At 44.9% G+C, this 10,966-nt stretch carries 6 protein-coding genes; all 6 read left to right on the top strand.

Translation table 11 applies throughout. The features are described from left to right. The first annotated feature begins 43 nt into the window (after nucleotides 1–43). The 6 genes from ABIE26_RS10570 (at nucleotide 44) to ABIE26_RS10545 (ending at nucleotide 10,953) form a co-directional block, all read left to right on the top strand. Nucleotides 44–424 (top strand): hypothetical protein, encoded by a 381-nt coding sequence (locus tag ABIE26_RS10570; protein WP_310143291.1) that lies wholly within the window; start codon nucleotides 44–46, stop codon nucleotides 422–424. Nucleotides 425–500: 76 nt separating this feature from the next. Continuing rightward, nucleotides 501–4,829 (top strand): CusA/CzcA family heavy metal efflux RND transporter, encoded by a 4,329-nt coding sequence (locus tag ABIE26_RS10565; protein WP_310143293.1) that lies wholly within the window; start codon nucleotides 501–503, stop codon nucleotides 4,827–4,829. 3 nt (nucleotides 4,830–4,832) lie between these two features. Further along, nucleotides 4,833–5,975 (top strand): efflux RND transporter periplasmic adaptor subunit, encoded by a 1,143-nt coding sequence (locus tag ABIE26_RS10560; protein ID WP_310143294.1) that lies wholly within the window; start codon nucleotides 4,833–4,835, stop codon nucleotides 5,973–5,975. A 121-nt stretch (nucleotides 5,976–6,096) separates the two neighbouring features. Continuing rightward, nucleotides 6,097–6,816 carry an NUMOD1 domain-containing DNA-binding protein gene (locus ABIE26_RS10555; protein WP_310143296.1) on the top strand — a complete coding sequence of 240 codons (720 nt, stop codon included), beginning with the start codon at nucleotides 6,097–6,099 and terminating at the stop codon, nucleotides 6,814–6,816. A gap of 68 nt (nucleotides 6,817–6,884) precedes the next feature. Then, nucleotides 6,885–7,574 (top strand): DUF4377 domain-containing protein, encoded by a 690-nt coding sequence (locus ABIE26_RS10550; RefSeq protein ID WP_310143297.1) that lies wholly within the window; start codon nucleotides 6,885–6,887, stop codon nucleotides 7,572–7,574. 280 nt (nucleotides 7,575–7,854) lie between these two features. Next, nucleotides 7,855–10,953: a SusC/RagA family TonB-linked outer membrane protein gene (locus ABIE26_RS10545; protein WP_310143298.1), complete on the top strand. Its 3,099-nt coding sequence runs from the start codon at nucleotides 7,855–7,857 to the stop codon at nucleotides 10,951–10,953. Nucleotides 10,954–10,966: the final 13 nt, after the last annotated feature.

Here is a 10,966-nt window from a genome sequence, read left to right as displayed (position 1 = left end):
GAGGATTCTTGCTTCAAACAGCTTTTTGACTTAAATTTGGGCATTGAAAAAGCAAATCATCCTTTTTATACTTTCAGTTTATGTTATTTCCGGCACAGCGCTTAGAGAGGTAACCAAACTTCCTGTGCTTTTTCAGCATTTTTATGAGCATAAGGTAATTGACTGTGAAATTACTTTTACCGAATATCTTTGCGATCATTACAATTCCACACCACATTCTGATAACGATGAGGAACGGGACAACCAGCTCCCTTTTAAAACATCAGATTTGAATGTTTTGAAAATGCCGGCTATTCCCGAAGAAGAATCTGGTTATCTGCTAAGACTGGTCAGGACAATCGTTGCTGACGACACTTTCCTTTACAAGGAGAATTTTATTTCTGCGCCCGATTGCGGTCAGGTTTGGCAGCCTCCAAGAGCATGATCAATCTTAGTATTTAGGACAGGCCGCCTAAGGTCTGTCCGTATCTATTTCAGGAATTGATCAAATCAAATTTTTCATGCTTAATAAAATCATTGGGTTTTCTGTTAAGAATAAACTCGTTGTTGCGTTGTTTACCATCGCGCTCATTATATATGGGGTTTTCGAACTCTTTAAACTTCCTATAGATGCTGTACCAGACATTACAAATAACCAGGTGCAGATCATCACCGTAGCTCCTTCTTATGGTGCCACCGATATCGAGCGCCTGGTTACCTTTCCGGTAGAACAGGCCAGCAGCAATATTGCAGGTATTAAAGAAATCAGAAGCTACAGCCGCTTTGGCTTGTCGCTGGTTACACTTGTTTTTAACGACGATGTAGATATTTACTGGGCCCGGCAGCAGGTGTCGGAGCGGCTGGTTGTGGTGCAGGAATCTATTCCCGATGGGATTGGTAAACCCGAAATGGGCCCAATTTCTACCGGACTTGGCGAGATCTATCAGTATGTGGTAAAACCGAAAAAAGGTTATGAAACCAGGTACGACATTACAGAACTCCGGACGATACAGGACTGGATCGTTCGCCGGCAGTTGCTGGGGGTAAAAGGAGTAGCCGAGGTGAGCAGCTTCGGTGGTAAACTGAAACAATACCAGGTTGCCATCAATCCCGGTAAACTGCAGGCCCATGAGGTTACCATTGCTGATGTATTCAACGCGCTGGAAAGCAACAATCAGAATACCGGAGGTTCTTACATTGAAAAACAGTCTACCGTGCTTTATATCAGAAGTGAAGGGCTGATCGGGAATAAGGAAGACATAGAAAATGTGGTGATCAGGAACAATAAAGGCAATGGTCCTTTACTGATCCGGGATGTGGCAGAAGTAAACATTGGTGCTGCTACCAGGTATGGGGCGCTTACCTATAACGATGAGGGAGAGGTTTCGGGCGCTATTGTAATGATGCTGAAAGGTGCCAATAGCAATGTGGTGATCGAAAGCATAAAAAGTAAAATAGCCGAGATTCAGCAAACATTACCGGAAGGTGTGCTTATAGAGCCCTTTCTGGACCGTACCGATATGGTGAGCAATGCGATCAGCACTGTTCAGACCAATTTACTGGAAGGGGCCTTGATTGTGGTTTTTGTGCTTGTACTATTTCTGGGGAATTTCAGGGCTGGTTTCCTGGTCGCTTCAGTGATTCCCCTGTCGATGTTGTTCGCTGTCATTATGATGAACCTCTTTGGCGTAAGCGGTAACCTGATGAGTCTCGGCGCGCTGGATTTTGGCCTCATTGTGGATGGCGCGGTAATTATTGTAGAAGCGGTAATGCACCAGCTTAGCCATAGCCGGAAGTTTGCCGGACTGACCATGTTGTCTCAGCACGATATGGATAAAGAGGTGAAAAGCGCCTCTTCCAAAATGATGAACAGCGCGGTATTCGGGCAAATTATTATTCTGATTGTTTACCTGCCCATTTTTAGCTTACAGGGTATTGAGGGAAAGATGTTTAAGCCCATGGCGCAGACGGTTGCTTTTGCATTGCTGGGTGCATTTATACTTTCCCTTACCTATATTCCTATGCTCAGCAGTATTTTTCTGAGCCGGAAGATCAAGCTGCAGCAAAATTTTTCAGATCGTGTAATGGCGAAAATTGAAACCGGTTATAAAGCAATGCTGACGAAGGCTTTGAAAATGCCTAAGGCCATTATAGGTACTGTAGTTGTGTTGTTTGTAGTGGCTGTATTTCTGCTTAGCCGTTTGGGCGGCGAGTTTATCCCTTCTATAGAGGAAGGTGATTATGCCGTGGAAACCCGCGTACTTTCGGGAAGTAACCTGAATACGACGATCGAAAATGTGCAGAAAGTAGCGGGGATCCTTAAATCCAGGTTTCCTGAGGTTAAAAATATTGTGACCAAGATAGGAAGCAGTGAAGTGCCGACAGAGCCCCTGCCTATGGATATGGGCGATATGATCATTAATTTAAAGCCTAAAGCCGAATGGGTTTCAGCCCGATCCTTTGATGAGCTGTCGGAAAAAATGGCGGCAGCAGCCGCTGAGGTGCCTGGTGTAACAACCAGCTTCCAGTTTCCGGTGCAGATGCGTTTTAATGAGCTGATGACCGGGGCAAGGCAGGATGTGGTTTGCAAGATATTTGGGGAGGACTTTGATACGCTTGGTGTTTATGCCAAACAACTTGGAAATATTGTGAAAGAAGTAGAGGGGACTACGGAGTTGTATGTTGAGCAGATCACCGGAATACCGCAAATTGTGATTAAATACAATCGTGGAACCCTTGCGCAGTATGGATTGAATATTTCAGATGTTAACCGGAATATCAATGCAGCCTTTGCCGGGCAGAGTACGGGGCTGGTCTTTGAGGGTGAAAAACGTTTCGATCTGGTGGTCAGACTTCAGAATGAACAGCGGCAGGACATAAAGGATGTGCAGAACCTGCTGGTCCCTACGCCGGCTGGTACCCAGATTCCGCTGAGCCAGGTTGCGGTTGTGGAGCTCGTAGACAGTCCAAGTCAGATTCAGCGCGAAGATACCAGGAGAAGGATATTGGTTGGGTTCAACGTAAATGGCCGTGATGTGGAAAGTATTGTAGAAGAATTGCAGGAGAAAGTAAATGCCAGAATTAAACTGCCGGCGGGCTATACGGTAAGCTATGGAGGTTCTTTTGAAAACCTGAACGAAGCTAAATCGCGTTTGTCGGTAGCGGTGCCCGTATCTCTGCTGTTGATCTTCCTGCTCTTGTATTTTGCATTCAATTCCATCAAATACGGGCTGCTCATTTATACCGCTATCCCACTTTCTGCCATCGGGGGGATTTTTCTGCTGGCACTACGGGGAATGCCTTTTAGCATCAGCGCGGGGGTGGGCTTTATAGCGCTTTTTGGTATTGCGGTATTGAACGGCATTGTGCTGGTTGCAGAGTTCAACAGGATTAAAACTAACGGAGAGACAGATATGAAAATTATTGTAACACAGGGTACCGTAACCCGGTTAAGACCGGTATTGATGACAGCCTTTGTGGCTTCACTGGGCTTTTTGCCTATGGCATTGAGTAATGGGGCCGGGGCATCTGTGCAACGGCCTTTGGCCACAGTGGTTATCGGTGGGCTCATGATCGCTACCTTATTGACTTTATTTGTGTTGCCGATCCTTTATATCGCTTTTGAAAAAGGCATCAGGCCCAAAAAAGGAAAACGCGTTGCCGCTATGCTGTTGCTGATGTTCGCTTGTTTTTCAGCCAAGGCCCAAAAAACAATTGGTATTGAAGAGGCGGTTGATATTGCGGTAAAAAACAACCTCCTGATCCAAAACCGGCAATTGAGGGCTGAACAGGCGAAGATGTTGATCAAAACCGGGGTTAACTTGCCAAAAACTACTGTTAGTGCTGAGTATGGCAATTTCAACAGTCCGTTGAGTGACGACCGGATTTCGGTAAGCCAGGGTTTTAGCCTGCCCATGGTATATCGTCGGCAGGGCCGGCAGCTTCATGAAGAATGGCAGGCAGCATTGCTGGAGGTAGACCTGAAAGCGGCAGAGGTTAGGGAGCTCACCAGGTTAATCTGTTACGATCTTTTGCTGCTTTATCAGAAAGCAGAATTGCTCCATAAAATGGATTCCACCTATACGGCATTCTTACGTGTTGCTGCGCTGAGGTTAAAGGCTGGGGAAAGCAATATGCTGGAAAAGGCAAGCGCTGAAAACCAGCTCATTCAATTGAAGATCCAGCAAAAATACCTGAAGCAGGAAGAAGAACAGCTGCAGCAGGAGCTGATGTTATTGCTGAATACCAATGAACGGCGAAGACCTGTGGCAGGAAGTTTTAAGATTGCCAGGCCATCAGGAGACAGTGTTATGCTGTCGGCCCATCCGGCTTTGAAGTGGCAGCAGCAACAGGAAAAAGCAGCAGATGCCACATTACGGTTAGAAAAATCTAAACTGCTTCCTGATATCACTATTGGCTATAACAATATGAGCCTCCGGGACGGTATTAACTACGATAGGACCAGCCGCTTTCAGTCTTTCCAGCTCGGATTGGAAATCCCTGTTTTTATGGGCGCACAAAGGGCAAAAATAAAGTCTGCAAAATCACTTCAGGCCATTGCCAAAAACGAGAGCGATTACAAAGCAAAACAGCTGTATACAGAATTTTCCGGGACCTTAAGTCGGGTTGAGCAATACAACGCAGTGGTGCAGGAATTTGAGAAAGGGGCTTTGAAGAATGCGGAAGACATTACCCGGACACTCAGCAAACAACTGCAAAACGGAGAAATCAATTACCTGGAATGGACGGTGCTGAACCAGCAATCGCTGACTGTACAGCTCGACTATTTCGAGGCCGTAAAAAAACTAAACCAAAGCATTATTCATTTAGATTACCTTTTATCCAGATAACACATGAAACTGAAAATAGTCACACCTTATAGCATAGTAATCCTGGCAGTCAGCCTGTTTAATGCCTGCAGCAATAATAATGCAGAGCAGCAATCGGCAGAGAAGGCTGCAAATACCAACGAAACGCTGGTGCAGTTAACAGAAGCACAGGCTAAAAATATTGGCCTTCAGACCGGAGCGGTAAGCTTGAAAAATATCAGCAGCAGTCTTAAGCTTAGCGGACAGATAGATGTGCCGCCACAAAATCTGGTTTCGGTCAGTATTCCTTTAGGTGGGTACCTGAAATCTACGCAAATGTTGCCGGGTACCCAGGTACGCAAAGGTCAGCTCCTGGCCATTATGGAAGATCCGCAGTACATACAGCTGCAGCAGGACTATCTGAATGCAAAAAATAAACTGGCTTATGCCGGTAAGGAATATGCGCGCCAGAAGGAACTGAACAGCAGTAAAGCCAGTAGCGATAAAGTATTACAGCAGTCGGAAAGTGAATTCAGGAGTCTAAATATAGAATTGAAAGCACTGGCAGCAAAACTGAGCCTGATCGGCATTAACCCACAGCGGCTTACTGAAAATTCCATCTCACGAAGCATAGGTGTTCATTCTCCGATTAACGGATACATCAGCAGGGTAAATGTTAATATTGGCAAGTACGTTACTCCCTCTGATGTGATCTTTGAACTGGTAAACCCTACAGACATTCATCTGAACCTGATGGTGTATGAAAAGGACCTGAGCAAAATCGCGATCGGACAAAAGGTGATAGTCTACAGCAACGCCAGACCAGATCAGAAATATGATACAAAGATCATTCTCTTAAGTCACTCGTTAAATGAGAACAGAATTGCCGAAGTGCATTGTCAGTTTGAAAAATACGACAAACGGCTGGTCCCTGGCATGTATATGAATGCTGAAATCCAGCTGGACAACAATCAGGGAAAGGTGCTGCCTGATGATGCCATTGTTGGTTTTGAAAACAAAGATTATGTATTTGTGCAGGAGGGTAGCCGTAGTTTCAGGATGACCCCTGTTCAAAAGGGACAATCGGAAAATGGTCTGACGGTGGTAGGGGATGGCTTAGAGGGAAAAAGAATTGTAACTACAGGAGCTTACTCATTGCTGATGAAACTAAAAAATACTGCTGAGTAATCGATTATGTTATTTATTCAATCTTATTTATATTTACATGTAAAACAGGTGCCATTGTAGCCGCTCTCTTGTCATCCCAACGGTAAACAAAGGCCAGTATTTTGGTTTAAAATAAATTGGAATGAACTCAGGAATGTATCAGCGGGTTATTAGCAGGTATTCGTTAAGCGGTCAGCGACTGGAAACCTACCCCAATGCGAAGGTTGCTGCGGCGGCAATGGATAGTGATCAGACTTATATTTCAAGGGCGGCCCGGGAAAACAATGCAGTATTTACTGCTTGTGGTTATATATGGCGGCGCGGAGCTGCTGCAGAAATTGATGTCAGGCCTTTGCTGAAGAAAGACTGGCATGGTCCCTCACCTATTGCTGCAAAAATACATACCATTGGGCAGTACGACCTTGAAGGTAACCTGGTAGGTACTCATGTAAATACCAAAGAAGCTGCGAAGGCTGTTGGCGTGCATTATAATGGTATTCGTGACGTGATTAAGGGCAGGGGGATGACTTATGGGGGCTTTATTTGGAGCAAGACCATCAAAAAGAAAATTCCTGTAAATCCAAGAATTACCGAAAAAATCGCCGGTGTATCACAGTATGATATGGACGGTCGTTGGGTCCGCTCTTTTAAAAATTGTTACGAAGCAGCCAGGCTCACAGGAATAGATAATGGGCATATCCACCATGCCTTAAATGGTGATATCCTGAATGCGGGCGGCTATTTGTGGCGTAAAGGTCAGCAATTGCGTTTGAATATCAATGAATTGCGTCGGCATCCGGCCTATAAAGGATCGAAACTGGAACGGCATATGAAAATAAAAAGAGAAAAAGCTTTAAAGTAATTGTGCTCTTTTATGGAAAGCAAACCTTTTCTGCATCCTACTGTTATTACACACAAAAATGAAATAACATGTTGAAAAGTATCTGTTCGAAATTAATGCTCATTATAGTTTTGGTAACCGGAATCTCTTTGACCAGCAAAGCTGATCTGATCCGCCTGGTGGTTAAAGAAGACCGGGCCAGCTGTACCGGTGTGGCACCTATGACCTGCATGCAGGTGAAATATAAAAACAGCAAAAGCTGGGAATTATTTTACGATGCTATTAATGGATTTAAATATCAGCCAGGTTATCGTTACGTCATCCTGGTAGACCGTACCAAAAGAAAAAATGTTCCGGCCGATGCTTCTGCTTATGAATACAGACTGAAAAAAATCCTTAAAAAGCAGAAGATGAAAGTGAATGCCGGTAACAGCGCCTGGGACTTTGTCTTGAAACACAAATGGAAACTGATCCAGATGAACGGGGCTACACAGACAGCATCGCCTGTTTATATGGTTTTTGACAAAGATAAAAACCGTGTGCATGGTTCATCGGCTTGCAATACTTTTATGGGCGGGTTTGAAAAAACGACAAACAGTATCACCTTTAAACAACTTGCCGGAACCCTTATGGCCTGCGATGAAGCCAGGAACAAGATTGAAGGAGAGTTTTTACAGCTGATGAATGGCGGAGCTTTCAGGTATGATGTTGCCGATCAGACGCTGAACCTGTACCGTGGCAATAAACTGGTGCTGATGTTTGGCATGGCACCATTGTAACAAAAATAAAATAATTTGAAAGCGGTGGCCTGGGTATTTTTCCCAGGCCATTTTTTGTGTTTATACTTTTGTTTTCATAAGTTATTTCACTTTAAGTATGCTTTTTGCCCCTATCTGGCATGTTTTTAATTTATTAAAAATATGTTCTTTTTATTTTATTTAACTGATAATATAGGTTTAATATTCTTTTAATATGTTATAAATACTTTCGTAACCATGACAGTACATAACAGTTCTTCGGCTGTTAAGGGATAATTTAGGTTAACCAAGTATAGAAATTATGAGAAAACACTTTTACAAAACACGTTTAATGCTTTCAGCGCTCTTGCTGTTGTTCCTGTATTCGGGGCTGGTTTTTTCGCAGGAAAAAACAGGTGTCATTAAGGGAAGGATAATCGATGATTCAGGAGCTTTACCAGCAGCATCGGTTTTGATAAAAGGAACCAAAAATGGTACAACTGCAGATGCGGACGGCAATTTTACCCTAAGGGTTGCTGAGGGTACTTACAGTCTTTCGATCAGTTATATCGGCTACAATCCCGCGGAAAGAGCTGGTGTTAACGTAACAGCAGGTAAGGAAACTGTTGTTGACTTTAAGCTATCCTCTAACGTACAACTGAAGGAAGTTGTGGTGAGTTATGGCAAACAAAAAGCAAGGGAGGTCACTGGTGCTGTTGCTCAGATTAATGCTGCGGAACTTCAGGATATGCCGGTTGGGCAGTTTGCACAGCAACTGCAGGGCCGGGTAGCAGGGGTGCAGGTTGCACAGAGTAGCGGGCAACCGGGCAGGGGCATGGAATTCCGCATTCGCGGGGCTGCATCTCTTTTTCTTACCAATCAGCCTTTATTCGTGATTGATGGGCTGCCGGTTACCGGTAGCATCAACAACATTAACCCCTCAGAGATCGAGAGTTTTACGGTGCTAAAGGATGCTTCTTCCACAGCCCTGTATGGGTCGAGGGCTGCCAACGGGGTGGTGCTGATCACTACAAAACACGCCAAACCCGGTGATGCAAAAATTGAGTTCAGCAGCAACTATGGTATTCAGAAAATCCCTTCTAATAAGGTGCCAAGAATGATGAATGCCCGGGAGTTTGCTACCTTTATGAAGGAGCGTTATGAGGATCAGAAGATATTTCAGCCCAGTTATGTGGTACCCGCCGATCAGCTTGCAGCTTATGCTAACCCTGATCAGTATGGCGAGGGTACAAACTGGTTTGACGTACTGACACGATCGGCCCCAATACAGAGTTACGACCTTACCATACAGTCGGCAAATAACAAGTCTTCATCTACCGTGGTTGCTGGCTACCAATCGCAGGAGGGCGTGATCATCAATACCGGGACCAGGTTGTTCAGCCTGCGCCTGAACCAGGATATTAGTCTGAGCAACAATAAACTGAAAATGGGTTTTAACCTGGCACCAAGTTATCGTCGTGACCATAATAACCGCCTGGCTACAGATGGTGTAAACGGATTTTTTGAAAAGGTACTGGAGGCCAGCCCACTCTTTCCGGCGGTAAACCCCGACGGGAGCATGCCAAAACTGGTCAATTCACCGGGAATGGTTTCCTATATCAATCCTTATGCGCAGTTTACAATGTCTAAAGACGATTACAAAACCACAAGGATACTTGGAAACGCATTTTTAAATTATGAGTTTTTAAAGGGACTAAGCCTGAAAACCAATCTTGCTGCCGATAAAGGGGCAGAAACCCGGGAACAGTTTACCCCATCGTTTATCAATACAAACTCGATTGCCAGTGGACTGAGCAGTTCTGTAGATAATTTTTCGTGGACGGCAGAAGCAAACCTGCATTATGCGGCTACACTTGGCAAAGACCATAACATTGAAGCACTTGCCGGTTACTCGGCACAGAAGTTTGAGCAGAACAGCAATTCAGTTTCGGGAACTGGTTTCCCAAGCGATGATGTACCCTATCTGAGTGCGGCTACTTCCATTACCGCAGGCAGCAGCAATGCTACGGCTTACTCTTTATTGTCGGCCATTGCCAGGCTAAACTACAATTATAAAGGTCGTTATCTGTTACAGGGTGCAATCAGGAGTGATGGCTCGTCCCGTTTTGGAAAGGACCGCAAATATGGTTATTTCCCTTCTGTATCGGCAGGGTGGATCATCAGCGATGAAGCCTTTATGCAAAAGCTTAAGTTTGTGGATTTTCTGAAAATCCGGACCAGTTACGGCATTACGGGAAACAACGGATTTGGGAACTTTGATGCCATTGCCAAAATGGGAGAGTTCAATTACATTCTGAACGGGGCTTTGGTTTCTGGAAATACCATCAATACACTCGGAAATTCAGAGCTGCGCTGGGAGCGGAACAAACAATTTGATGTAGGGTTTGAACTGGGGTTGCTGAACAACAGGATATCCATTAACTACGATTACTACCATAAAATAACAGATGGTATGATTCAGGACAGGCCAATACCAAGGGCTTCAGGTTTCCAGACCATTAAATATAACATCGGCGAGTTTGAGTTCTGGGGACATGAGATTGCTGTGAATACCAGTAACCTGACGGGGGCATTGAAATGGAATTCAGGGTTTAACATTTCCTTTGAACGGAACATTATCAATTCCCTGGTTTCACCAGGATTTATACGACGGAACAATACGGTAACCTCCGATTATTACCGCAACCAGGTGGGACACCGTTTGGGCGAATTTTACGGTTTTATATTTGAAGGCCTTTATAAAGATGCGGCCGACCTGGCCAATTCTCCTAAATATGGCGCAGCATCCAATATCGGTACGATCAAAATGAGAGATGTATCGGGACCTGATGGCGTGCCCGACGGGATAATCAGTGACGAGTACGACCGCACATTTATCGGTGATCCAACACCGGATTTCAGTTTCGGTATCAGCAACAGCTTCCGGTACAAGAATTTTGATCTGAACATCATGATGTCAGGCGCTGTAGGCGGAGACATCCTTGGGCCGGCAAAATGGGCATATCTTGCAAACATGGATGGTTCAAGGCTTCCATTGGCGGCTATAAAAGACAGGTGGAGATCGGAGCAGAACCCGGGATCAGGTGTGTATCCAAGCACAAGGATTGGTACTACGGCAATAGGTCGCCAGGTAAACAGTCAGTGGGTAGAGAATGGCTCCTATTTAACGGCCAGGAACATAACACTGGGCTATACGGTTCCGCTGAAAGGTAACCTGTTGCTCAAAACCTTAAGGGTGTATGCTTCGGTACAGCAGGCCTTCACCATCACCGGTTACTCGGGTTTCAGTCCGGAGATCAACCTTTCGGGAACAGATGCAACAGCAGGGATCGGGATAGATGAAAATGCGTACCCTATTCCGAGAACATTCTCCATCGGTATTTCAACAACATTTAAATAGTCCCCAAGAAAAA

The organism is Pedobacter africanus (assembly GCF_040548825.1).
Lineage (GTDB): Bacteria > Bacteroidota > Bacteroidia > Sphingobacteriales > Sphingobacteriaceae > Pedobacter > Pedobacter africanus_A.
This window is presented reverse-complemented; position numbering and strand designations above follow the sequence as displayed.